General features: G+C 71.6%; 22 protein-coding genes and 1 tRNA gene. 8 read left to right on the top strand and 15 right to left on the bottom strand.

All coding sequences use genetic code 11. The features are described 5' to 3' along the window. Positions 1-693, top strand: a complete 693-nt coding sequence (locus tag JG540_RS02130) for a prepilin peptidase (RefSeq protein ID WP_234042869.1) — start codon at positions 1-3, stop codon at positions 691-693. Between the two features lie 47 nt (positions 694-740). Here the strand turns inward: JG540_RS02130 and JG540_RS02125 are convergent, their stop codons facing one another. The 8 genes from JG540_RS02125 to JG540_RS02090 all read right to left on the bottom strand — a co-directional run bounded on the left by JG540_RS02125 (position 741) and on the right by JG540_RS02090 (position 6,757). Next, positions 741-986, bottom strand: a complete 246-nt coding sequence (locus JG540_RS02125) for a hypothetical protein (protein ID WP_200276555.1) — start codon at positions 984-986, stop codon at positions 741-743. 68 nt (positions 987-1,054) lie between these two features. Further along, a complete protein-coding gene (locus tag JG540_RS10530) occupies positions 1,055-2,134 on the bottom strand; it encodes an OmpA family protein (RefSeq protein ID WP_267977945.1) in 1,080 nt (359 codons plus the stop codon). Between the two features lie 165 nt (positions 2,135-2,299). Further along, positions 2,300-3,877: an OmpA family protein gene (locus JG540_RS10645; protein WP_325133191.1), complete on the bottom strand. Its 1,578-nt coding sequence runs from the start codon at positions 3,875-3,877 to the stop codon at positions 2,300-2,302. 223 nt (positions 3,878-4,100) lie between these two features. Further along, positions 4,101-4,790, bottom strand: a complete 690-nt coding sequence (gene rplA / locus JG540_RS02110) for a 50S ribosomal protein L1 (protein ID WP_200276549.1) — start codon at positions 4,788-4,790, stop codon at positions 4,101-4,103. Positions 4,791-4,864: 74 nt separating this feature from the next. Further along, positions 4,865-5,296 (bottom strand): 50S ribosomal protein L11, encoded by a 432-nt coding sequence (rplK, locus tag JG540_RS02105; RefSeq protein ID WP_200276546.1) that lies wholly within the window; start codon positions 5,294-5,296, stop codon positions 4,865-4,867. A gap of 226 nt (positions 5,297-5,522) precedes the next feature. Next, positions 5,523-6,281, bottom strand: a complete 759-nt coding sequence (gene nusG, locus JG540_RS02100; RefSeq protein ID WP_200276543.1) for a transcription termination/antitermination protein NusG — start codon at positions 6,279-6,281, stop codon at positions 5,523-5,525. 81 nt (positions 6,282-6,362) lie between these two features. Beyond that, positions 6,363-6,590, bottom strand: coding sequence for a preprotein translocase subunit SecE (secE, locus tag JG540_RS02095; RefSeq protein ID WP_200276540.1), 228 nt, complete (start codon positions 6,588-6,590; stop codon positions 6,363-6,365). 94 nt (positions 6,591-6,684) lie between these two features. After that, positions 6,685-6,757, bottom strand: a tRNA-Trp gene (locus tag JG540_RS02090). Between the two features lie 139 nt (positions 6,758-6,896). Here JG540_RS02090 and JG540_RS02085 point away from each other — a divergent pair. Together JG540_RS02085 and JG540_RS02080 are read left to right on the top strand one after the other, a co-directional pair. After that, the gene (locus tag JG540_RS02085; protein ID WP_200276538.1) at positions 6,897-7,871 is read left to right on the top strand and encodes a DUF4862 family protein; all 975 of its coding nucleotides are present in this window, start codon (positions 6,897-6,899) and stop codon (positions 7,869-7,871) included. Between the two features lie 151 nt (positions 7,872-8,022). Next, the gene (locus JG540_RS02080; protein WP_200276535.1) at positions 8,023-9,237 is read left to right on the top strand and encodes a pyridoxal phosphate-dependent aminotransferase; all 1,215 of its coding nucleotides are present in this window, start codon (positions 8,023-8,025) and stop codon (positions 9,235-9,237) included. Positions 9,238-9,442: 205 nt separating this feature from the next. Here the strand turns inward: JG540_RS02080 and JG540_RS02075 are convergent, their stop codons facing one another. Together JG540_RS02075 and JG540_RS02070 are read right to left on the bottom strand one after the other, a co-directional pair. Continuing rightward, positions 9,443-10,876: an alanine/glycine:cation symporter family protein gene (locus tag JG540_RS02075; RefSeq protein WP_234042868.1), complete on the bottom strand. Its 1,434-nt coding sequence runs from the start codon at positions 10,874-10,876 to the stop codon at positions 9,443-9,445. Positions 10,877-11,060: 184 nt separating this feature from the next. Then, on the bottom strand, positions 11,061-12,323 hold the full coding sequence (locus JG540_RS02070) for an aminoglycoside phosphotransferase family protein (RefSeq protein WP_200276530.1): 1,263 nt from the start codon (positions 12,321-12,323) through the stop codon (positions 11,061-11,063). Between the two features lie 132 nt (positions 12,324-12,455). Here JG540_RS02070 and JG540_RS02065 point away from each other — a divergent pair, with 132 nt between their 5' ends. Further along, positions 12,456-13,505 (top strand): adenosine deaminase, encoded by a 1,050-nt coding sequence (locus JG540_RS02065; RefSeq protein ID WP_200276527.1) that lies wholly within the window; start codon positions 12,456-12,458, stop codon positions 13,503-13,505. Between the two features lie 166 nt (positions 13,506-13,671). Here JG540_RS02065 and JG540_RS02060 read toward each other — a convergent pair whose 3' ends face one another. The 4 genes from JG540_RS02060 to JG540_RS02045 form a co-directional block, all read right to left on the bottom strand. Then, complete coding sequence (locus JG540_RS02060; protein ID WP_200276524.1) at positions 13,672-14,610, bottom strand: DMT family transporter; 939 nt, start codon at positions 14,608-14,610, stop codon at positions 13,672-13,674. Between the two features lie 243 nt (positions 14,611-14,853). Beyond that, entirely contained in the window at positions 14,854-16,104 is a 1,251-nt protein-coding gene (locus JG540_RS02055; protein ID WP_200277992.1) for a UDP-N-acetylmuramate dehydrogenase, read from the bottom strand. A 332-nt stretch (positions 16,105-16,436) separates the two neighbouring features. Beyond that, the gene (locus tag JG540_RS02050) at positions 16,437-16,535 is read right to left on the bottom strand and encodes a 30S ribosomal protein bS22 (RefSeq protein ID WP_003792170.1); all 99 of its coding nucleotides are present in this window, start codon (positions 16,533-16,535) and stop codon (positions 16,437-16,439) included. Between the two features lie 141 nt (positions 16,536-16,676). Beyond that, a complete protein-coding gene (locus tag JG540_RS02045; RefSeq protein WP_200276522.1) occupies positions 16,677-16,922 on the bottom strand; it encodes a helix-turn-helix domain-containing protein in 246 nt (81 codons plus the stop codon). 268 nt (positions 16,923-17,190) lie between these two features. On the opposite strand from JG540_RS02045, the gene JG540_RS02040 reads away from it, so the two are divergent. Beyond that, entirely contained in the window at positions 17,191-18,678 is a 1,488-nt protein-coding gene (locus tag JG540_RS02040) for a TrkH family potassium uptake protein (RefSeq protein WP_200276519.1), read from the top strand. 71 nt (positions 18,679-18,749) lie between these two features. Beyond that, entirely contained in the window at positions 18,750-19,418 is a 669-nt protein-coding gene (locus tag JG540_RS02035; RefSeq protein WP_200276516.1) for a potassium channel family protein, read from the top strand. Positions 19,419-19,581: 163 nt separating this feature from the next. Here the strand turns inward: JG540_RS02035 and JG540_RS02030 are convergent, their stop codons facing one another. Next, positions 19,582-20,523, bottom strand: a complete 942-nt coding sequence (locus JG540_RS02030; protein ID WP_200276513.1) for an aldose-1-epimerase — start codon at positions 20,521-20,523, stop codon at positions 19,582-19,584. On the opposite strand from JG540_RS02030, the gene JG540_RS02025 reads away from it, so the two are divergent. Next, on the top strand, positions 20,516-20,683 hold the full coding sequence (locus JG540_RS02025; RefSeq protein WP_200276510.1) for a hypothetical protein: 168 nt from the start codon (positions 20,516-20,518) through the stop codon (positions 20,681-20,683). The genes JG540_RS02030 and JG540_RS02025 overlap by 8 nt on opposite strands. Positions 20,684-20,875: 192 nt before the next feature. Further along, complete coding sequence (gene tkt, locus JG540_RS02020) at positions 20,876-22,975, top strand: transketolase (protein WP_200276507.1); 2,100 nt, start codon at positions 20,876-20,878, stop codon at positions 22,973-22,975. Positions 22,976-23,198 lie beyond the last annotated feature (223 nt).

Raw genomic sequence — 23,198 nt, 5'->3', positions numbered from 1 at the left:
GTGCTGTTCCCCCTGACCCTGACGGCGCTGGTGCTGGCGAGCACCCTGCTGGCCGCGCTGCCCGCCTCCGCCTTTGCCCGCAGCTACGTGGAGGCTCTCAGCCCGGACGTGCCGGTCCGGGGGACCAGGTTCCTAGACCGACTGCCCCAGGCTCTGCTGGCCCTGGCCGCCACCGCCGCCTCCGCCTGGTGGGTGTGGCGTACGGAGGCCGGCTGGATGGGGCTGGTGGCCCTGCCCGTCATCGCCCTGCTCGGGGTGGCCGCCAGCACCGACGCCGTATGCCACCGCCTGCCCAACCGCCTGCTGCTGGCCGCTGGGGCCTGGGTGACCACCGCCCTGGTGGCGCTCGCCATCGCCAGGGCGGTGGCCGGGGCGCCCCTGCCGGAGGCGGTATGGCCGCTGGGGCGCGGACTGCTGAGCGCCGTAGCCACCTTCACGGTCCTGCTGGTCATGACCATGCTGCCTTCCGGGATGGGCATGGGCGACGCCAAGCTAGTGGCGGTACTCGGCCTGTGGCTGGGGGCGCTGTCCCCCTGGGCGGTGGTGGCGGGCCTGGTGCTGGGCTTCTTCATCGGCGGCGTGGTGGCGCTGGCGCTCCTGGCCTTCCGGCTGGTTGGGCGCAAGGACGTGCTGGCCTTCGGCCCCTACCTGTGCTGCGGGGCCTGGCTCTCCTGGGCCTGGGCGGTGGACTGAGCCGCACGCGACGGCCTGGGCCCAGGGAGGAGGAGAGCCGCTCCGGGTCAGCCCTGCTTCACCGGCACACGGTTCAGGCGGCCGATCGCTCCACGCACCGACTCCTTCTGGCTGGCGCCTGGCAGGTCCAGGGTGACGGTGTCGGTTCCTGGGTCGGCCCAGATGACCGGCAGGACCAGAGGCCCCTGGGTGCCTACCTGGCCGTAGATGTTCATGGAGAGCAGCGGGCGCTGACCGCTGGCCAGCCGCAGGTCCGCGGGCAGGTAGCGCACGCCGCCTGAAAGCAGCGTCAACGCCGCGGTGCCCCCGGTAGCGGGGCTGTTGGCACCCTCCCAACGGCTCCCCCAGGGCTCTGGGAGGCCTAGGCCTCCTCCGGCTTGGCCGGGCTGACCTGGAGCTCGACGCGCCGGTTGGCGGCGCGAGCCTCCTCAGTGGTGCCTGGTACGCGGGGCTCGGACTCTCCCTTCCCGGAGACGGTGACCTGCCACTGGGACAGGTCGGTCAGCTGTCCCAGGCGTCCGTGGACAGCCTGCGCCCGCTTCTCGGAGAGGGTCTGGTTGTAGGCGTCATCGGCGACGTCGTCGGTGTGGCCCACGATGCTCAAGGAGCCACCCGAGGGGTAGCGTCCCAGCTCTGTCACCACGGTGGCGAGCACCGAGTCCGCCTGCCCGGAGAGCTCGGCGGAGTCGACGGCGAAGGTCACGTCATTGGCCAGGCTGACGGTGACCTGGTCCTGGCCACGATCGACGTCGAAGGAGCCGTCCGCCGCCCCGCAGAAGAACTCCACCGGCAGCGGCCCCTTGTCCGCGGCGTCCAGCACCGCGGCGGACACCACCTGCTGGGCGTCAAATCCCGCCTGGTCCGGGGTGACCACCGGTACGTCCAGCGCCACCCCGAAGCCGGGGACCAGGACCTGCACCCGGGAGAGGCCCTCCCCCAGCGCCCCGAAGACCGGGAATACCACCAGGGGCTTGCCTGGGGAGGTCACGCCGCCGGTATCCCCCTGAGCCGCCTTGGAGGAGGTGTCCTGCACGGGCCAGGCCAGGGACTGCTCCAGGGACAGCAGGTAGACGTCCGTCAGTCTGGAGCTTCCGAAGCTTAGGGGGGCCGTGCCGCCAGTGTCCACGGAGGCCTCCAGGCGCACCACCGTCTGCTGCCCCACACGAACCGCCGGACCCACGTCCAGGTGCACGAGCCGCTCTCCCAGGGTGCTGTCCAGGCGTACCACGGGGGGCTTACCAGGCTGGCTAGCCTCCACGCTGGGAGTACTGGTGGGCGCCTGGGTCGGCTCACCGGTAGGCTGGGCCGACGGCGAGGTGGCCCCAGAGTGACCGCCCCCGGCCTCACCGCCAGGGACCTTCTTGCCCCCGCACCCGGTCAGCAGCGGCACCCCCACCGCCACCGACCCCAGCAGCACCCCACGACGAGACAACCCGCCCACAGCACACACTCCTTAAAGCCACGACCACAGGGACAACCACCACGCTAAGCACCCACCACCCCCAAGTCGATGGGCACCCACCCCACCCTCCCCAGGCACTCCCCGGGCAGACCACCCGCACTACCGGGTACCCACAGCCCCTGCTGTGTTCTACCCGCGGCCCTCTCAGCCCTGGACGACCGGCACGTCGGTCAGGCGGCAGATCAGGCCCCGCAGCTTGTACTTCTTGCTGGCTCCGGGTAGGTCCACGGTGACCGTATCGCCGCCGGGATCGGGCCAGACCACCGGCAGGGTCTGGGTGGCCCCGTGACCCACCGAGGCCAGGTTCAAGGTGGTCAGCGGCGTGAAGCCTTTCTCCCCCTTGTAGTCCGCGGCCAGGTACCGCACCCCGCCCTTGAGCAAGGTCAAGGAGGCACTGCCTGGGCCATCAGCGACCCCGTCCCCCCACCGGTAGAAGAAAGGACTCGGCAGCTGCATGTACTGCTGCATGTCTCCTGTACCGCCATCCGGGTTCTGGGCGTGGAGGTTGCCGACCAGGAAGGAGCCGATACGGGTGACCTTATCCAAGGTCACCTTCCACGACCCCTTACTGGAGCTACCTACCAGGGGGGCCGTCACGCCCTCGGGTCCCTTGCCTACCGGTCCTTCCGGGGCGGGCTCGGAGCCCTGGGCCAGCACCGCTCGACGCCGCTCCTCAGCCTCCTGCGGGTCAGCAGGCTTCGCCACCACCTCCACACGCCGGTTAGCCGCCCGGGCCTCCTCGTCGCTCCCCTGCACCCTAGGCTCGGACTCACCCTTACCGGACTCCGACACCTGCCACTTGGACAGGTCCATCAGCTCTCCCAGGCGCTTGCGCACGCTAGCAGCCCGCTTCTCCGAAAGCGCCTGGTTGTAGGCATCATCGGCCACGTCGTCAGTGTGCCCCACGATGCTCAGCGAGCCGCCCGAGGGGTAAAGGCCCAGCTCAGCCACCGCCCCGGCCAGCACACCATCGGCCTGAACCGAGAGCTGATCAGAGTCCACCGCGAAGGTCACGTCACTGGCCAGGCTCACCGTCACCTGGCCACCATCACGCTGCGTGTCCAAGGACCCGTCCGCCGCCCCCGAGAAGAACTCAATCGGCAGCCCCTGCCCCAAAGAAGCGTTGATCTTCGCCTTACGCAGCCCCTCCATCGCGTCATAACCAGCCTGGCTTGGCTCTACCACCGCCACCCCCAGGGCCACCCCGTAGTTCGGCACCAGCACCTGCACCGACCCCACCTGCGCGTCCAAATCCCCGAACACCGCAAACAGGTCCACAGGGCTACCGGGCTTCACGGAGTCTCCTAAAGTCGTCCAGCCGCCCTGGTCCTGGTTGCGCCACACCAGCCCCTGCTCCAGGGACAGCAGGCACACGTCCCGCAAGTCATGGCCCTGTCCCAGGTGCGGGGTAGCGATCTTCTCGGACTCGAAGCGCAGGCGCACCACCGTGTGCCCCTCCACCCGCACCGCCGGCCCCACCACCACGGACATCGGACCGCTGCTCCCACCACTGTCCAGCCTCGCAGCACCAGCCCCCGGCGAAGCAGCCCCCGACGCCGACGGCGCTGCCCCGCCAGAACCTGTTGCCTCCGGCGAGGCACCCCCGGAGGGATCGCCTCCGGCCTCACCGCCTGGAACCTTCTTGCCACCGCAACCAGCCAGCAGCGGCACCCCCACCACCACCGCCCCCAGCAGCACCCCACGACGAGACAGCCCGCTCACAGCACACACTCCTCAGAACCACGAACACAGGGACAACCACCACGCTAAGCACCCGCCACCCCCAAGTCGATGGGCACCCACCCCACCCTCCCCAGGCACACCAGGCACTCCCCGGGCAGCAGACCGCCAGCCGTCGTCACTCCCCGCACAAACACTGACGCCGGGCCCCACAGGGGACCCGGCGTCAGTGTGCTCGTCAGTGCGCTGCTACGGCGTCAGCAGATCAGGCCTTGGTGACATCCATCGGGATGCCGGGACCCATGGTGGTGGCCATGGTGGCCTTCAGCAGGTAGCGGCCCTTGGAGGTGGACGGCTTGAGGCGCAGGACCTCCTCCAGCGCGGCCTTGAAGTTCTCCACCAGCTGCTCCTCGGTGAAGGACACCTTGCCGATCACGAAGTTCAGGTTGGCCGCCCGGTCCACGCGGAACTCGATACGGCCACCCTTGATGTCGGTGACGGCCTTGGCCACGTCCATGGTCACGGTGCCCGTCTTGGGGTTGGGCATGAGGCCGCGGGGACCGAGCACGCGGCCCAGGCGGCCGACCTTACCCATCAGGTCCGGGGTGGCGACGGCGGCGTCGAAGTCCGTGTAGCCCTTGGCGACCTTCTCGATGAGCTCGTCGCCACCGACCTCGTCAGCGCCAGCGGCGAGGGCCTGCTCGGCGCGCTCACCCTGGGCGAAGACGATGACGCGGGCGGTCTTACCGGTACCGTGCGGCAGGGACACGGTGCCACGCACCATCTGGTCGGCCTTGCGGGGGTCCACGCCCAGCCGGAGCACGACGTCCACGGTGGAGTCGAACTTCGTGATGGCGGTCTCCTTGGCCAGGTGGACGGCCTCGGCCGGGGTGTAGAGGATCCCGGACTGGATCTTCTCAGCGGCGGCGCGGTAGGCCTTGCTGCGCTTGGTCATCTGCTTCTCCTTGCAGTCGTGGTGAACGGGCCGCGCTGGCCCTTCCACGGGGGTTTGTCTAGGGGTGCTGAGGCTCAGGCCTCAACGGTGATGCCCATGGAGCGGGCGGTGCCGGCGATGATCTTCGCGGCGGCGTCGACGTCGTTGGCGTTGAGGTCAGCCATCTTGGTCTGGGCGATCTCCTTGACCTGGTCCATGGTCAGCGAACCGACCTTGGCCGTGTGGGGGGTCGCGGAGCCCTTGGGGACACCAGCAGCCTTCTTGATCATCTCCGCGGCCGGGGGGGTCTTGGTGACGAAGGTGAAGGAGCGGTCCTCGTAGACCGTGATCTCAACGGGGATGACGTTGCCGCGCTGGGCCTCCGTCGCCGCGTTGTAGGCCTTGCAGAACTCCATGATGTTGACGCCGTGCTGACCGAGCGCGGGACCGATCGGCGGAGCAGGGTTGGCTGCGCCGGCCTGGATCTGGAGCTTGATGAGCCCGGCGACCTTCTTCTTGGGAGCCATGTGTATGGATCTCTTTCTTGTCCGGAAAGGCTGCACGCCTGCCGTGCAGCAGCGGCGCGCACCTGGGCGGAGCGCCTAAGCGCACGCACGAACGCCAATCCTAGCCCCGCCCAACCACCTGGAACGACCGCGGTGCGCGGAATCACAAGCCAATCCGTGTGAGACACGACGCCCGCCGCGGCGGCTGTAGCCACCGGCAGCGGGCGTCACGACGTCGAGGCTGGGCTCAGATCTTGGCGACCTGGTTGAAGGAGAGCTCGGCCGGGGTATCACGACCGAACAGGGAGATAAGCACCTGCACCTTCTGGGTGTCGGGGTGGATCTCCGCGATGGTGGCGGGCAGCGACTCGAAGGGGCCGTCGGTGACCATCACGGACTCGCCCACCTCGAAGGCCACCTCGTAGACCTGACCACCGGCGGCGACCTGCGTCCTGGCGCCCTCCTCCGGGGCGGCGTTGGCGGCCTCGGCCTGCTTGGCGGCCAGCTCCTCGGGGGTGGGGCCCAACTGGGAGACAGCCTCCTCGAAGGTCAGCGGCACCGGGTTGTAGCGGTCGCCCACGAAGCCGGTGACCGCCGGGGTGTCCTTGATGGTGCGCCACACGCGGTCGGAGGTCTCCGGGTCGTCCAGGTCCATGCGCACGAACACGTACCCCGGGATCCGGACGCGTGAGACCTCCTTCTTCTTGTTGCCGTTCTTGATCTCGATGACGGTCTCCATGGGGACCACGGCGTCGAAGACGTAGTCCTCGATCTCGAAGTTCTCCGCACGGGTGCGGATGTCGGTGGCGACGCGGCGCTCGTAGCCCGAGTAGGTGTGCAGCACGTACCACTCGCCGGGCAGACTGGACATCTCCTTGCGGAAGGCCTCCAGCGGGTCGACGGCGGGCTCAGCCGCGGCCGCAGGCTCGGTGGCCGCGGGGGCGGCAGCCTCCTCCTGGACCTCGTCCTGGACGAGGGGCTCCTCGGGAACGTTCTCCTCAGACACGGTGTACCTGCTTTCAGCTAAATGTCTTGGTTCGGTGCGGGCTTCCCAGGGCCTTGGAGGGCAGCCCGGCACAGGGCCAGCTCAGGCGAACACCCAGTTGACTACCTTGCTGAACAGGAAGTCAAGGACACCGGTGTAGACCATGATCGCCAGGATGAAGACGATCACCACGATGAAGTAGGTGCTCAGCTCGTTACGGGTGGGCCAGACCACCTTCTTGAGCTCGCCGACCACCTGACGGAGGAACAGCGTGACGCTGGCGATCAGGCCACGCTTCTTACGCTGCTCAGTGGCGGCGCTCTCGCTCATAATCACGGTCCTCAGGCTCGGCGGTCCAGTCACTGCCCCTTGTCGGGCGAGAAGACGAAACCGACGGGGCCTCCCGGCAGATCCGCCGTCTCAGCAGGGCAGGCGGGACTCGAACCCACAACCGCCGGTTTTGGAGACCGGTGCGCTACCAATTGCGCCACTGCCCTTTAGCGAGACCTAATACTTGCACAGCCAGCCCCCGAACGCGAAATATCTTGAGGTGGCCTGCGCCACGTGCCTGCCAAGCAGCTACCATCAGGACATCAGACGTCCTGTCGGGACGACGCTCAACGAGGAGGGACCCACATGGCTCACGGCCTGATCGGCGCCTACGCCGCACTGCCCGCACCGCAGGAGGAGCAGGAGGAGCTCTACCGGCTGCTGGGACAGCTGCCCGGGGTGCGCGGGCTGGAGATCCCCTACGTGCACGGGCTCGGGGACCTCCCCTGGCTGGCCCGGCAGCTGGCCCCGGCCTGGGACCGCAACGTAGTCACCGGGGTCGGCGGCACCATGGTGCGCGTGTGGGACACCGGCACCTTCGGCCTGGCCTCCACCGATGCCGCCGGGCGCCAGGCGGCCCTGGCCTTCACCCGCCAGCTGCGCGACGCCGTCGAGGCCCTGCGGGAGGCCGCCGGACGCGACGTCGTGGCCGGTGTGGAGATCCACTCCGCCCCCTCCGGCGCGCACGGCACCGCCCACAGCCCGCAGGCCTTCGGCGAGTCCCTGGCCCAGGTGGTCGACTACGACTGGGGCGGGGCCCTGCTGCTGGTGGAGCACTGCGACGCCTTCGTGGCCCCCAACCGGGGCGAGAAGCGCCTGCTGAGCCTGGAGGACGAGCTGGCGGTGCTCACCGAGCTGGGCCGTCCCGAGCTGCGCGTGACCCTGAACTGGGGCCGCTCCGCCCTGGAGGCCCACGACGCCGCCACCGCCGTCGCCCACGTGCGCCAGGTGCGGGCGGCCGGGCTGCTGGAAGGGGTGATGTTCTCCGGCGCCGGACCGGTGGACACCCCCTACGCCAAGGCCTGGATGGACGGGCACCTGCCCCTGGACGTGGACGAGCCCGGCAGCGCCATGGGGGCCGCCCAGGTGCGGGAGTGCGCGGTCGCCGCCGTCTCCACCGACCCCGCCGCCCTGGCCGCCGCAGGCAGCCCCGCCGCCCTGGCCGAGGCCGTGCCCGCCAGCTACGTGGGTGCCAAGTGCCAGGTGCCCAAGGACGCCGACCTGGCCACCCGGCTCGGCTTCGTGCGCCGCATCCTGGAGGCCACCGAGGTCCTGGGTTGAGCGGGCGGCGCCGCAGCAGGGCCACCACTGGGGGCGTGGGCTGAGCAGGCGGCGCCGCTGGCAGGCCACCACCGCGGGCGCGGGCAGCCAGGCATAGCCGCGCGGGCAGCCAGGCATAGCCGAGGGCTCCGCCACGTGGGACCATTAGCCCGTGAGCACAGCACCAAGGACGCGGGTCTCAGCCCGCCTAGCCGCCATCGCCCCCTCCGCCACCCTCGTGATCGACGCCAACGCCAAGGCCCTCAAGGCCGCTGGCCGTCCGGTTATCGGCTTCGGTGCCGGTGAGCCGGACTTCGCCACCCCCGGCTACATCGTCGAGGCCGCCGTCGCCGCCGCCCAGGACCCGGCCAACCACAAGTACACACCCGCCAAGGGCCTGCCCGCCCTGCGCGAGGCCGTGGCCGCCAAGACCCTGCGCGACTCCGGCTACGAGGTCAGCCCCGACGACGTCATCATCACCAACGGCGGCAAGCAGGCCGTATACGAGGCCTTCGCCGCCCTGGTGGACCCCGGTGACGAGGTCATCCTGCCCGCCCCCTACTGGGTCACCTACCCCGAGTGCGTGCGCCTGGCCGGCGGCACCCCCGTGGAGGTCTTCGCAGGCGCCGACCAGGGCTACAAGGTGACCGTGGAGCAGCTGGAGGCCGCCCGCAGCGAGCGCACCAAGGCGGTCCTGCTATGCTCCCCCTCCAACCCCACCGGCGCGGTGTACACCCCCGCCGAGCTGACCGCGATCGGCCAGTGGGCCCTGGAGCACGGCGTGTGGGTCATCTCCGACGAGATCTACGAGCACCTGCTCTACGACGGCGCCCAGAGCGCCCACGTGGTCGCTCTGGTGCCCGAGCTGGCCGAGCAGACCCTGGTCCTCAACGGGGTGGCCAAGACCTACGCCATGACCGGCTGGCGGGTGGGCTGGATGATCGGCCCCTCCGACGTCATCAAGGCCGCCACCAACCTGCAGTCCCACATGACCAGCAACGTCGCCAACGTGGCTCAGCACGCGGCCCTGGCCGCCGTCAGCGGCGACCTGTCCGCCGTGGCCGAGATGCGGCAGGCCTTCGACCGCCGCCGCCAGCTGATGGTGCGGATGCTCTCGCAGATCCCGGGCCTGCTGGTGCCCACCCCCCAGGGCGCCTTCTACGCCTATCCCAGCGTGGAGGGGCTGATCGGCAAGAGCCTGCGCGGCCGGGTGATCGACTCCTCCCTGACGCTGTCCGACGCGATCCTGGAGCACGCGGAGGTGGCGGTGGTGCCCGGTGAGGCCTTCGGGCGCTCCGGCTACCTGCGCCTGTCCTACGCCACCAGCGACGAGGCCATCACCGAGGGCGTGGGCCGTCTGCAGCGGCTGCTGGCCGAGGTGGAGTGACCCCTGGCAGGAGCCGCGGGGGGCGGGCCTGGCGTTGTAGCTGCCGGGCCCGCCCCCGCGTCCGTACCAGCGCGCCTGCACAGGCTGCTGCTACCGCACTGACGACGGCGCCCGCCCCGCCGTCGACCAGCAGTCACGGCGGCCCACCCGGCAGCCTGCCGTACGCCGCAGCGGACCCGGGCACGCAGCAGCCCCAGGGCGGTGCTCAGTGGCCGCTGTCCTGCGGGACGGAGGAGAAGCTGGTCCCGTCACACCGCAGCCGCGGGTCCTGCTCCAGGTAGGCCCGGGTCTCCCGCGCGATCAGCGGGGCCAGGAGGAGCAGGCCGATCAGGTTCGGGATCGCCATCAGGCCGTTGGCGATGTCCGCGAAGGTCCACACGTCCTTCAGGTCGGTGACCGTGCCCAGGAAGATCAGCACCGTGAAGAACAGGCGGAAGGGCAGGACGCCGTGTACGCCCACCAGCCGCTCCGCACAGCGCTCCCCGTAGTAGGCCCAGCCCAGGATCGTGGAGGCCCCCAGGAAAACCAGGGACACGGACACGATGTAGTGCCCCCAGTCCCCCGGCAGGCCGGTGGTGAAGGCCTGCGCCGTCATGGTGGCAGGGTCGTCCCCGGTCCAGGTGCCCGTGGACAGGATGACCAGGCCGGTGCAGGTCACCACGATGATCGTGTCGATGAAGGTCTGGGTCATGGAGACCAGGCCCTGGCGGGTGGGGTGCTGGGTCTTGGCGGCCGCGGCCGCGATCGCCGCCGAGCCCATCCCCGACTCGTTGGAGAAGATGCCGCGCGCCGCACCGTACTGCAGGGCCATGATCATGGTGGAGCCCAGGAAGCCGCCCACCGCGCCCTGGCTGGTGAAGGCCGAGGAGACCACCAGGGCCAGGGCCCCGGGCACGGCGGAGATATTCACCGCCAGGATGTACAGGCAGCCGCCCACGTAGAAGACGATCATCATGGGCACGAAGGCCGACGTAACCTTGCCGATAGCCTCGATGCCGCCCAGCAGCACGCCCCCGATAGCGATCGCCAGCAGGATGCCCACCAGGGGCGGGTCCGCGTTGAAGGAGTGCTGCAGCTGCGCCGCGATCGAGTTGGACTGGGTCATGGAGCCGATACCGAAGCAGGCCAGCAGCGTAGCGACCGCGAAGAACACGGACAGGAACCTGCCCAGCGGGCCCCGCACCGCCTCACGCAGGTAGTACTGGGGTCCGCCGGACTGCTTGCCGTTCCTGTCCGTGGTGCGGAAGCGCACCGCCAGGAAGGCCTCTGAGTACTTGGAGGCCATGCCGAACAGGGCCGTGACCCACATCCACAGCAGCGCCCCGGGCCCGCCCAGGTGGATAGCGGTGGCCACACCGATAATGTTCCCTACCCCCACGGTGGCGGCCAGCGCCGTCGTCAGGGCCTGGTAGTGGGAGATGTCCCCCTCAGCGGAGTCCCGCTCCTGGTCGTCCCGGTCCAGGAAGGCGAAGCGCAGCGCAGGCAGCAGCATCCTGAGCTGGATGCCCCGCAGCTGGAAGGTGAGCCATACGCCGGTGCCCAGCAGCAGCGGGATCAGCAGCCACGGCCCCCACAGGAAGGTGTCGACCGCGGTCAGCCAGTCGGACAAGGTGGACTGGCTGGGGGCCTTAGCCGTCATGGGCGGGAGGGCGGCACTGGGTTCTGGGAGGACCATCGGCTGACCTGTCTGGACGTCGGGGAGCGCGGGCGCCCGAGTGGTTCCCAGGTGCCCGCCCGAGCGCTCCGGCCTGCGCTCGAACCGCCCAAACTAGCCGCCGGTCTGTGTCAGGCGGGTTTCACCGCCCCGGCGCCGCCGTCCGGCCTCAGACCACCGGGGCGGAGTGGGGCGCGCGGCGGGTGTCGATCTCGCGGGCCTCAGCCAGCCACAGCTCGGCGCGCGCCAGGCGGCCCTCCGCGTCAGCCCGCCAGGCCCCGCCGTCCTCCCGGCGGGCGCCCGCCACCAGGGACAGCACCACCCCCGCGCAGCGGGCCCGCAGCGCCACCGGGTCCGCCTGCAGGTCCGCCAGGCGGGTCCAGGTGTCCACCGACGGGCGCAGGAAGGGGTAGGAGGCGGGAGCCAGGTGGTCCAGGATGCTTACGTGCCCCAGCAGGCAGGCCAGGTCGTCCACACGGTGGCCGGGTCCCAGGGAGTCCACGTCCAGCAGGCAGGAGACCTGCTCGCCGTCCATGAGGACGTTGGCCTCATAGAAGTCACCGTGGACCGGCACCACCGGCCCCGGGTCGGTACGGGCCATCAGCTCCACGACGCCGTCCGCCACCGCCTGGGTGCGGGCGGCGCACTGCGGCAGCACGGTGGCGGCAGCGTGGGCGTAGTGGCGCACGCGCTCCGACCAGGCCGGACGCCGCGGCAGCCGCACCGCCTCAGCCGGCAGGGAGTCCAGCAGCCCCGTGAGCGCGCCAAAGACCCGCGTGGCCTGCGCCTCGTCCATGCCCGCGGCCAGCAGCCCGGACAAGGGGGTGCCCGTGCCCGTGGACAGCAGCACGAAGCCGTCCGGGTCCTCCCGCAGGACCCGAGGTGCCGGCACGTTCGCGATCTCCAGCAGCCGGTGGCGCTGCACGAAGGGCAGGGCCTGGGAGGGGCGCAGCACCTTGGCGTAGGCGGTGGAGGAGTCCGGGTAGGTCACGCGCAGCACCGCCCGCCTGGTGGGCCGGTAGACCACCACCTCCACGCTCACGGCGGTCCCCAGCCGGGCCCCCAGGGCCGAGGGGGTGCAGGCCACCGTCAGGGCGGGCAGCTCCGGGTCCGCCGGGTGGCGCCAGACGTGGATGGTCGGACCGGCGCCCTCCACCGGCGCCACCCGCACCAGATGGGGCGAGCCGGGGTTGGACAGGCGCGCCGTCGTCGCGAACAGGTACTCGGTGGCCCGGTAGCCCTCCGGGAAGTCAACCAGCGCCGTGTATCCCACGGACACCCCCGCGCCGGGGCGGTGGTGCACGGAGTGGACGCGCCAGGACACCAGGGTCTGTTGGGCGGGGGCCAGGGCCGCGGCGAGCACTGAGGCGGCGCGCGGGCCCGTCAGCAGAGAGACGTCCTGTGCCTCTCGTCCTGCCAACGCATTGTCCATGGGGACAAGTCTGCCCTACGCGCAGGCAGATGCACTCCAGGAGAGCGGGCTCTGGTGCCCATCTCCGCCGTGAAATCCCGCCCGTACGCGCTCGGCGAATTAACCGGGGGACTACGTGGCACAATCCGGCACATGCGTGACCTAGCCAAGCTGCCCAAGGCGCACCTGCACCTGCACTTCACCGGGTCCATGCGCCTGGACACGCTGGTCGAGCTGGCCTCCGCCACCCGCACCCGCCTGCCAGCCTCATTCATCGACGGCGACCCGCTGCACGTCCCGGCCGACCACCGCGGCTGGTTCCGCTTCCAGCGCTCCTACGACACCGCACGCGCCCTGGTGCGCAGCGAGGAGATCATGCGCCGCCTGGTGCTGGAGGCCGCCCTGGACGACGCCGCCGAAGGCTCCCGGCGCCTGGAGATCCAGGTGGATCCCACCTCCTACGCCCCCTACGTGGGCGGTCTGACCCCCGCCCTGGAGATCATCCTGGACGCCGCCCAGCAGGCCACGCTGCTCAGCGGCGTGGAGGTGGCGGTGGTCGTGGCGGCCTCCCGGATACGCCACCCCCTGGACGCACGCACCCTGGCGCGACTGGCGGTGCGCCACGCCGGGGAAGGGCCCGGGCAGGTGGTGGGCTTCGGCCTGTCCAACGACGAGCGGGCCGGAGACACCTCCTCCTGGGCGGCGGCCTTCGCGATCGCTCGGCGGGCGGGGCTGGCCTCGCTGCCCCACGGCGGGGAGCTGCTGGGGCCCGAGCACGTGCGGGCGGTGGTCTCCGCCCTGGCCCCCACGCGCCTGGGCCACGGGGTGCGGCTCAGCGAGGACCCCGCCCTGCTGGACCAGGTGGTGGAGGCCGGCATAAGCCTGGAGGTGTGCCCCGCCTCCAACGTGTGCCTGGGGGTGTACCACGAGCCGGGCGACGTGCCCCTGGGGGTGCTGCGCGCGCACGGTGCGCAGGTGGCGCTAGGTGCTGACGACCCGCTGCTGTTCCACTCCCGGCTGGTGGACCAGTACGAGATCGCCCGGGGCCAGGGGCTGGACGACGCCGCCCTGGCGGAGCTGGCCCGGGGCTCTATCCGGGCCTCACTGGCCACAGAGGGCTCCAAGCGCCGGTGGCTGGCGGAGGTGGACGCCTGGCTGGCTGCGCCGCAGACCGAGGGGGAGGCGGAGGCGGCCCGGGGCTGAGAGGACGGCGGTCTGTGCTGACCTGAGTGGCTCTGCCGGTCCAGGTGGCCCGCTCGGACCGGGTGGCCCGGCGTAGACCTGAAGGGAGCCCCGCACAGCCCAGGTGGCCCGCTCGGACCGGGTGGCTCGGCGTAGACCTGAAGGGAGCCCCGCGCAGCCCGCGCCGTCAACCGTAGGTGGGTGCCGAGGTGCCCAGCGCCCGCAGGTCCGCGACCAGGCGGCGCCGTCGGATCAGAGGAGCCAGCTCAGCCACCACCGAGGCCGCGAATATCAGGCTGCCGCCCACCAGCAGGCGCACGGTGACCGGCTCACCCCCCAGCACAACCGCGAAGGCCGCCGAGAACACCGGCTCCAGGGCCATGATGACCGCCGCCCGGGCCGCCTCCATATGCGCCTGCGCCCAGGTCTGCCCCAGCAGAGCCACCAGTCCCACCACCACCGACAGGAACAGCAGCAGCCCCCACTCCCGGGGACCCTGCGGCAGCACCACACCTCCCGGCAGGGCCAGCAGCAGGTGCAGCACCCCCAGAGCGATCATCTGGATCGCCCCCAGCGCCATCGCGTCGCGCCCCACGCTCCACCGGCCCATCAGGGCCACGTGGAAGGAGTAGCCGACGGCCCCACCCACCAGCAGCAGCTCCCCCAGGCCCACGTGCAGCCCGGACAGCCCCAGCACCGCGGCCCCCGCGAGCGCCAGCAGCACCGCCAGCAAGGTGGAGCGGGCCGGACGGATGCGCCACAGCATCCAGGCCACCAGCGGGGTGCCCACCACGTACAGCGCCGTCAGGAATCCGGAGACGGAGGCCGAGGCCCGCTCCAGGCCATAGGTCTGCAGCACCTGGGAGACCCCGTAGATGCCGCCCAGCGCCAGGCCACGCCCCCAGGTCCCGGCGTCGGCGCGCCGCAGCCGTGGCAGCAGGGCCACCGCCCCCAGGACGGCGGCGATACCGAAGCGCAGGCCCAGGAAGTCCAGTGCGGGGAGGCGCGCCAGCAGATCCTTGGTAAGGGTGAAGGAGGAGCCCCACACCAGGGCCACGGCCACGAGGACCAGACCCGGTGCCAGCTGGGAGAAGGGCGTGCCGGAGTTGGAAGACTTGACAGACATTGACTTATCGCAGGATGGGGGTTGCTGGGGAGTACGGGGAGGGGTTTGGCCGGGCTGAGGGGCCGGCACCCGGTGCGGGCTGGCCGGAGCAGCCGGGCTGGTGGCCAGGGCGCTCTAGCCGGGGCCCTGTGCGGACCAATGGCCAGGACTGGCAGGCTGACAGGAGAAGCTGGGCTGGGCGCCGGGAGCCAGGGCTGATGCTCCGGCTGGGGCAGCCGGGCCGGCTGGAGCAGCCGGGCTGGCTCACCAGCCCACGTGCACCGGCTCCGGCACCAGGGTGATGCCGTAGCGCTCACGCACGCCGTCCACGACGGCGTCGCGCAGCCGGGCCAGGTCCGCGGCCTGGGCGCCGCCCCGGTTGGTCAGGGCCAGGACGTGCTTGGTAGACAGGCTCGCTGCCGGGGTGGCAGGGGCCGCCGGAGGCGCGGCGACGGCGTCGGCAGCAGCAGCAGCGGCGGAGCTGGCGGGCAGGGCCCAGCCCTTGGAGAAGCCCGCGTGGTCGATCAGCCAGGCGGCAGAGGTCTTGACCAGCCCCTCCACCACCGGCACCCCCCCGGCGCTGGTGGCCCGGGAGTGGTCCGCCACCGGGAAGCGGGGGGCGTCGTCGGGAAGCGCGCGGGCCTGGGCGGCGTCCAGGACCGGGTTGGTGAAGAAGGAGCCCGCGCTCCAGGTGTCGTGGTCGCTCGGGTCCAGGACCATGCCCTTGGAGCGGCGCAGCTCCAGCACCGCCTCCCGCACCTGCCGCATGGGGGCGCGCTGCCCCAGCTCCACGCCGAGAGCCTGGGCCAGCTGCTTGTAGGCGACCGGACCGGACAAGGTGGCCTGCCGCACGGCGAAGACCACCTGCAGCACCACCCAGCGGCCGGTGGGGCCCCAGGTGCGTCCGCCCCCTACGGTGGCGTCGGTCAGGGAGCGCTTCAGGGCCGAGTCACGGTAGCTCAGGGCCAGGGAGCTCAGCGGCAGGTGGACGGGGCGGCCCTGGGCACGGTCCCAGGCGCGCACGGAGGCGATCAGCTCAGCGACCTCCGCCCCGTAGGCGCCGATGTTCTGCACCGGGGCGGCCCCCACCGTGCCAGGGATGCCGGACAGCGGGGCGAAGCCGCCCCACTGGCTGGCCACGGCCTCCCGCACCAGGTCGTCCCAGGTGGTGCCCGCGGTGACCTCTATCTCGACGCCGCCGCAGCGGTCGTCGGAGAGCAGGCGCACCTGGCTGCGGGCATCACGGACCACCAGCCCCGCGAAGCCGGCGTCGGAGGCGAGGATGTTGGAGCCGCCGCCGATGACCAGCAAAGGGGTGCCTGCGGCGTCGGCCTGGCGGACGGCGTCGATCAGCTCCGCCTCCGTGCTGGCCTCCACGTAGCCGCCCACCGGCCCGCCGACGCGCAGGGTGGTCAGCTCCGCCAGGGTGGTGGGGGCGGGGACGGTGCCGACCTGGTGGGCCAGGGACTCCACCGGCGCGGGCCAGGTGCTGGGGTCCGCGGGGCCGTCCGTCATGGGCATCTCGCAGGAGGCGTTGTCCGCGTAGACGGGCAGGATGCCTGAGGCCTGGGGGAAGGCGTCCTGCTGGGGGCTGGGCGGCTGGGTCATCTGGGCTCCTGTGGGTGGTGGTGGCGGCCGTCAGGATAGGCGACGGCGTCGGGCGCCCCTCTCCCCAGTTGTGCATTTCGGCGCGAGAGGTGCGGTATTCCGGCACAACTCGCGCCGAAATGCACAAGTCGGAGGGAGGGCGGGAAGGGAGGCGGGGGAGGCGGGGAGGGTGTGGACAGAAGGAGGGCCCCGGGCTGAGGCTCGGCTCGGCTCGGGGCCCTACGGTCACGCAGGACGTGTCACTTCTTGTTACGACGCTGGTGACGGGTCTTACGCAGAAGCTTGCGGTGCTTCTTCTTGGCCATACGCTTGCGGCGCTTCTTGATGACGGATCCCATGAGATCTCCTCAGTATTCGTGGTGGGCTGGAGCCCGGTTGGCCCGTGCCGGTCCGGCCGTGGTCTTCTCGGGGTGTCGACCGGCGGCGCGCTGGCGCACGCAGGCACCGGCCACACAGTGACCGGGCGATTCTAACGGCTCTCAGGAGCCCGTAACCGCCTGATCCCCGTGGCCCCAGTCACCAAGGCCCGCCGACAGGTACTCCTCCACAGCCCGCTGCGGCACCCGGAAGGACCGCCCCACCTGCATGGCCACCAGCTCACCGGAGTGGACCATGCGGTAGACCGTCATCTTCGAGACACGCAGGATCGCGGCGACTTCCGCCACGGTGTAGAAGGCAGGCGCGGCGCCGACGCCAGCCGCAGAGGTAGGCAGACCCGAAGGCATGGGTGTACTTCCCGTCGTCAAGGGCGAACAGATGCATAGAACATGCGGCCAGGCACGCTGACCGTCGGTCAGCACCTACAGGGCCTCCCCAAATATAACCCAGTCACACGGATCGCATAGATGTGTTTTCGTCACAGAGGCACCTTCCGGTCCGCCCAGCCCAGCACAGTACAGCTCCCGGAGCGGGCCCGCCCCAGGCTCGGAACCCCGGCCCCACCCCTCCGCGGCAGGACGTACCACCCCCACCAAGGCCACGGTTCTTGCGAGGATGCACCACAATAGCCAGGTGCCCGCCACGAAAGACGACCTCCTGCCGCTACCCAGCAGCGGCGAGGAGGACGACCACAGCCCCCGGCAGGTCGCGCGCATCAGCAAGCCGACCGGCTGGCGGGCCGTCGTCGCCCGCCTGAGCCCACGCGGCTACGTGACCAAGGCGGCCCGGACCTCCCCCGCCCGCCTGGCCTTGTTCATCTTCGGCTCGATCATCGCCGTCATCACCGGGCTGCTCAGCCTGCCGGTGGCCACCGCCCCCGGGCAGCCCTCCGCCCCCTTCGTGGACGCCCTGTTCCAGGCCACCTCCGCCGTCTGCGTCACCGGCCTGACCACCGTGGACACCGCCACCTACTGGTCCCCCTTCGGGCAGGCCACCATCATCCTGGGGGCAGCCATCGGCGGCCTGGGCGTCATGACCCTGGCCTCCATCCTCTCCCTGGCCGTCTCCCGCCACGTGGGCCTGACCCAGCGGATGCTCACCGCCTCCGAGACCCGCGCCTCCCTGGGCGACGTCGGCAGCCTGCTACGCGCCGTGATCGCCACCTCCCTGGGGGTGGAGCTGCTGCTGAGCCTCGCCCTGCTCCCCCGCTTCCTGACCCTGGGCCTCCCCCTGCCGCGCGCCACCTGGCACGCCGTCTTCATGTCCCTGTCCATCTTCAACAACGCGGGCTTCGTGATCATGCCGGAGGGCCTGGAGCCCCACGCCACCGACTGGTGGATGTGCCTGCCCATCGTCCTGGGCACCTTTATCGGGGCCGTGGGCTTCCCCGTGATCCTGGACGTCGTGCGCGGTTACAAGCGCCCCCGCGCCTGGAGCCTGCACACCAAGCTCACCCTGGCCACCTACAGCCTGCTGAGCCTGTTCGCGGCCGTGGCCATCGGCGCCTTCGAGTGGAACAACCCCAGCACCTTCGGGCAGCTGCCCCTGCACGGCAAGGTGCTCAGCGCCCTGGTCAGCTCGGTCAACGCCCGCTCCTCCGGCCTGGCCACCGTGCCCACCTCCGAGATGCAGGAGACCACCTGGTTCCTCCAGGACATCCTCATGTTCATCGGTGGCGGCTCAGCCTCCACCGCCGGGGGCATCAAGGTCACCACCTTCGCCGTGCTGGTGCTGGCGATCCTCGCCGAGGCCCGAGGCGACCAGGACATCGAGGCCTACGGACGGCGCATCGGCCTGTCCACCGTGCGCCTGTCCGTGTCCGTGGTGTTCATTGGGGCCACCGCCGTGGGGGCCGCCACCCTCCTGCTCCTCCAGCTCACCGACCTGGAGCTGGACCTGATCCTCTTCGAGACCGTCAGCGCCTTCGCCACCGTCGGCCTGTCCACCGGCATCACCCCCGCCCTGCCCGACACCGCCAAGTACGTGCTGGTGGCCCTGATGTACATCGGGCGCGTAGGCACCATGACCATGGCCTCCGCCCTGGCCCTGCGGGAGCGTCGGCGCGTGATCCGCATGCCCGAGGGCAGCCCGATCATCGGCTGAGAGGCTTCAAGGGGCTAACGTGTAGCCCGTCGGCCCGGCCGCACCTGCCCCCTAGCCCCGTAGGAGTCCACATGCCAGACCCCAGCGCCTACAACGACTCGACCCTGGTGATCGGGCTGGGACGCTTCGGCTCCGCCGTGGCCGCCACCCTGGACCGGCTGGGCCGTGAGGTGCTGGCCGTGGAGCACGACCCGGTGATCGTGCGCCAGTGGTCCGGGCGCATCCCCCTGGTGGAGGCCGACGCCACCGACATGGAGGCCCTGGAGCAGCTGGGCGCCGTCGAGTTCGGCACCGCCGTCGTGGGGCTGTCCTCCTCCCTGGAGGCCTCCGTGCTCATCACCGGCAACCTGGTGGACCTGGGCACGCCCCAGATCTGGGCCAAGGCCACCAGCCGCGCCCACGGCCGGATCCTGCGGCGCATTGGCGCGCACCACGTCGTCTACCCGGAGTTCGACGCCGGGCAGCGCGCCGCCCATCTGGTCTCCGGGCGCATGCTCGACTACATCGAGATGGAGAAGGGCGGCTTCACGATCGTGAAGATGCACCCGCCCGCCGAGCTGCACGGCTTCACCATCGGTGACGCCAAGGTCCGCTCCCGCTACGGGGTCACGGTCTTCGGCCTGATGAGTCCCGGTGAGCCCTTCGAGTACGCCCAGCCAGACACCCTGGTCAGTGCCGACGACGTGCTGGTGGTCGGTGGCGACGCCGCCCTGCTGGAGCGCTTCGCCAACCGGCGCTGAGACGGCACCGGTCCGCGCCGGTCCGCCCGGGCGGTGACGAGCCAGCCCAGGCCGCGCCAGTACGCACTAGGAGGCTGGCTGGCCCGGTCCGCCCGAGTGACGGCGAGACAGCCCGCGCCGTCTGACCGTCTGGGAGGCACCGGACCGCGCCGGGAGACGGCGCTCAGTCCACCTCGCGCAGGGACCAGGCCAGGGTGTGCTCCTGGCCCACCTCCAGCTCCACCAGCCCCACCCCGCTGTTGAAGGCGTTGGCCGGGCAGGTCATAGGCTCCACCGCCAGGCCCCGGCGACCAAGGTGCTCCGCCGTGTAGATCTGCGCCCAGGGGGCGTCCGCGGACAGCACCACCGCGGGACCGCCCTCAGCCCGGGCCAGGCGGATCTCCCACACCCCCTGCGGCAGCCCCGTGAAGGCATTGTCCGCCCGGGCCTCCCCGATGCGCCTGCCCGCCCGCCAGTCCTGCTCCGTGCCCGCCACGTCCCGCAGCACGGTGGGCACCAGGCGCTCGTCGGTCTCCAGCACCTGGTCACCGGGCAGGGTCAGCACGCAGTCGTCGATCCGCACCCCGCGCGTCAGGTAGGGGTGGGCGGCCACCCCGTAGGGAGCGGCCGCGAGCGCCCCCGTGGACAGGTCCTCCGGCGCACCCACGACGTCGTCGGTGGCCAGGGCCGCGCCCACGCAGATCGCCCGGGTGCTCACGGACAGGCCCGACACCGGGTGCAGGCGGTAGCAGGTGGTCACCAGCAGCGACCACGGGTAGCCGTAAGAGGCAGGCAGCAGGGTCTCGAAGGAGGCTCCGTCCACGTCGACGCCGGTTACCTCCCAGTCGGTCCAGGAGACCAGGCCGTGGTTGGCTGACCCCGTCTCCGGCTCGTTGCAGGCCACCTGGAAGGTGCGCCCGCCCCGGGTGTAGGCCGCCCCGGCGATCCGGTTGGGCCAGGGCAGCATGGTCTTGCCCTGCCAGCCGGAGGGCAGGCTGGCCTCGGCGTCAAAGGGAAGCACCAGGTCCCGGCCCGCCCGGGTCAGGGACACGAGCATCCCGCCGCAGGAGGCCACCTGCGCCTGGTAATCCCCAGCGTCCAGGGTGATGAGCTCTCCGTTGATCATGGTTTCCTCCCGGGAGGTGCAGGGCTGGGCTACGGGCTTGAGCCTAGCGGGCTGCTGGGGGCGCTCGCCTGGACCGTGCGCCTGGGCCACCCTCGGCCTGACGGCGGCCCGCCACGCCGTCGCCCGCCTGCGTGCCGGGCTGCGCCGCACCGTCCTGTGACGGGGCCGCCCGGGACCGGACGCCGCCCGGGCCTGCCCCCAGCCCTACCGGCCGTGACCGGCCGCGCCGTCACCGTTACGCCAGGGTGACAAGACAGACCGCCAGGGGCTTTGCCGCCCCACCCCCGGCAGTGCACAATGCGAGGACAACCACCCCAGGCGGCCCGCAGCACCGCCGTTAAGGAGAAGCCCCATGCCCACCGAGACCCTGAACATCACGGATCTCGACCTCCAAGCCATCGCCACCGCCAAGGCCCTGACCGCCGACGCCGTCGAGCGGGCCGGATCCGGTCACCCCGGTGCCGCCATCTCCCTGGCGGGCGTGGCCCACCTGCTCTACCAGCACGAGATGCGCCTGGACCCCACCGACCCGCACTGGCTGGGACGCGACCGCTTCGTGCTGTCCATCGGGCACGCCTCCTTGCTCCAGTACTGCCAGCTCCTCATGGCGGGCTTCGGCCTGGAGGTGGAGGACCTCAAGCACCTGCGCCGGTGGGGCTCACTGACCCCCGGCCACCCCGAGCGCGGCCACACCGCCGGGGTGGAGACCACCACCGGGCCGCTGGGGGCCGGCTTCTCCACCGCGGTGGGCATGGCCATGGCCGCCCGCCGCCAGCACGGCCTCCTGGACGCCGCCACCGCCCCCGGGGAGTCGGTGTTCGACCACTTCGTGTACACGGTCCTGGGAGACGGCTGCATGCAGGAGGGGGTGACGGCGGAGGCCGCCTCCCTGGCCGGCACCCAGCAGCTCGGCAACCTGATCGCCATCTACGACGACAACGACATCTCCATCGAGGGCAGCACCGACATCGCCTACACCGCCGACCCCTCCGCCGAGTTCGCGGCCTACGGCTGGCAGGTGCTGGAGGTGGACTGGACCCACGGCGGCCAGGAGTACTCCGAGGACCTGCACGCCCTGCACGCGGCGCTGGTGGCCGCCCGGGCCGAGACCCGCCGCCCCACCCTGGTGCGGCTGCGTACCGTGATCGCCTGGCCCTCCCCCACCAAGGCCGGTTCCGCCTCCGCCCACGGCGCCAAGCTGGGCGCGGAGGAGATCGCGGGCCTCAAGCGGGCGCTGGGCCTGGACCCGCAGCAGGAGTTCTTCGTGCCTGCGGGCCTGCTGGAGGCTGTGCGGGAGCGGTCCGCCGCCCGGGCCGCCGCCGCCCGCCAGGACTGGGACGCCCGCTTCGCCGTCTGGCAGCAGGCCAACCCGCAGGAGGCGGCCCTCCTGGAGCGCCTGCAGGCTGGCCGCCTGCCCAGCGGCTTCGACGCCGCCCTGCCCGGCTTCGCCCTGGGCGAGTCCGTGGCCACCCGCGTGGCCTCCGGCAGGACCCTGACCGCCCTGGCGCCCGTCATGCCTGAGCTGTGGGGCGGCTCGGCGGACCTGGGGGGCTCCAACAACACCACCATGGCCGGGGAGCCCTCCTTCCTGCCCGCGGAGCTGGCCCAGGCGGAGGGGGACGGCCCCTACGGGCGCACCCTGCACTTCGGGGTGCGGGAGCACGCGATGGGCTCGGTCCTCAACGGCATCTCCCTGGACGGACTGACCCGCCCCTACGGCGGCACCTTCATGGTCTTTTCCGACTACATGCGCCCGGCGGTGCGCCTGGCCGCGCTCATGGGCCTGCCCACGGTGTTCGTGTGGTCCCACGACTCCATCGGCGTGGGCGAGGACGGCCCCACCCACCAGCCGGTCGAGCACCTGGCCGCGCTGCGGGCCATCCCGGGCCTGGACGTGGTACGGCCTGGAGACGCCAACGAGACCGTGGCCGCCTGGGCGCAGGTGCTGCGCCATCGGGACCGGCCTGCCGGGCTGGTGCTGACGCGCCAGAACCTGCCCGTGGTCGTGGAGGCGCAGGCCGCCCTGGCAGGCGTGCCCAAGGGCGCCTACGTGGTGGCCGAGGCTGAGGGCGCTGACGGCGCGGCGGCGCCCCGGCTGGTGCTCGTGGCCACCGGCTCGGAGCTGGCCGTGGCCCTGGAGGCCCGGAGGCTGCTGCAGGCTCAGGGCGTGCCGACGCGGGTGGTCTCGGCTCCCTGCCTGGAGTGGTTCGCCCAGCAGGACGAGACCTACCGGGCCTCCGTGCTGCCGCGCGAGGCCGTGAAGGTATCCGTGGAGGCGGGCATCGCCCAGGGCTGGCGTGAGTACGTGGGCGACGACGGCGCGATCGTGTCCCTGGACCACTTCGGGGCCTCCGCTTCCGGCAGCGAGCTCTTTGAGCGCTACGGCTTCACGGCGCAGAACGTTGCTGCGGTAGCGCAGGCGGCGCTGGAGCGGGCGGCGCAGGGCCGGTAGCTGCCGGGCGGGCCCCGCCGGACGGGGCCGCCAGGGCCTGCAGCCACCCGCTGGTAGCCGCGAGAGACCCTGCATCCCTTGCCGCACCCGCACGGGTGGCCCACCGGCACAGGTACTCCCCCACTTACACGCTGACCTCCGGGCGCCCCCCTCCCTCACAGCCACCAAGTAAGGCCACCCTTACCGGTCTCGCGGTACATATGTCCCGGTCTCGCGGTAGGCA

It is taken from the genome of Actinomyces weissii, from assembly GCF_016598775.1.
GTDB lineage: Bacteria > Actinomycetota > Actinomycetes > Actinomycetales > Actinomycetaceae > Actinomyces > Actinomyces weissii.
The sequence above is the reverse complement of the archived record's forward strand: the minus strand, read 5'-3'. Positions and strand labels throughout refer to the sequence as shown.